General features: G+C 68.1%; 1 protein-coding gene and 1 pseudogene. Both read left to right on the top strand.

What is annotated here, in order from left to right; translation table 11 throughout:
• Nucleotides 1-799, top strand: a 799-nt coding sequence (locus AC04L7_RS19345; RefSeq protein WP_475513796.1) for a DNA gyrase C-terminal beta-propeller domain-containing protein, incomplete at its 5' end; no start/stop codon positions are given.
• Nucleotides 800-892: 93 nt separating this feature from the next.
• Nucleotides 893-1,091 (top strand): annotated as a pseudogene (locus AC04L7_RS19350) (hypothetical protein); the annotation flags it as partial.

Below are 1,091 nucleotides of genomic sequence, written 5' to 3' on the forward strand. Positions count from 1 at the left end.
CCAGGCCGTGGTCCCCGTGCGCGACTACGAGGAAGGCAAGTTCGTCTTCTTCGCCACCAGGAATGGCACGGTCAAGAAGACGCCGCTCACCGAGTTCGCATTCAAGCTGGCGCGCGGCAAGATCGCCATCAACCTGGACGAAGGCGATGCGCTGGTGGGCGTGGCGCTGACCGATGGCGAGCGCGACATCATGCTGTTCGCCTCCAACGGGCGCGCGGTCCGCTTCTCCGAAGCGCTGGTGCGCGCCATGGGCCGTACCGCGACCGGCGTGCGCGGCATGCGCCTGGCGGAAGGCGCCGATGCGGACGTCGAGGGCGAGCTGGACGAAGGCGAAGCAGCCGATGGCGACGTCGGTACCGTCATCGCCGAGACCGGCTCCGAAGTGGTCAGCCTGGTCGTCATCGATGGCGATGGCGACATCCTGACCGCCAGCGAACGCGGCTACGGCAAGCGCACCCCGGTGATCGACTATCCGCGCAAGGGGCGTGGCACCCGTGGCGTGATCGCGTTGAAGACGACGGAGCGCAACGGCCGCCTGGTCGGTGCCATCCAGTTGTCCGACCACCACGAGGTCCTGCTGATCTCCGATGGCGGCACCCTGGTACGCACGCGCGCCGCGGAGATTTCGCAGGTGGGCCGCAATACCCAGGGCGTCACCCTGATCCGCCTGTCCGATGGCGAGACCTTGCAGGCGGTGGAGCGCCTCGACGCCTCGCTGGATGAGGACGAGGCGGTCGACGGCGTCGTGGCGGCAGGCACCCCCGTGCCGGAAGCCACCGATGCGCCGCCGGAGGCCTGATCGCCGCGTGAGATGAAGGTGCGCGGGGCTTGACCCCGCCACTGTCATTCCTGCGTTCTATACTGCCGGTACGACCACGGCAGGGAATGGCACATGGGATCGGCAATTCGCAACACCCGTAGCGCGCGCAGCCGCTGGATGCGCGCGTTTTTTATTGGCCTGATCGCAGCGGCGTCGCTCGCCGGCTGCAAGCGCAACGAATCCGGGCAGCTGCCCGAAGCCAGTGGCGAGCCGATCAAGGCGCAGGCCGCGAAAGTCGAGGGCTTCGCGCTCGTGGGGGTCTATCCGGACC

This window comes from Pseudoxanthomonas sp. LjRoot204_2, from assembly GCF_056175765.1.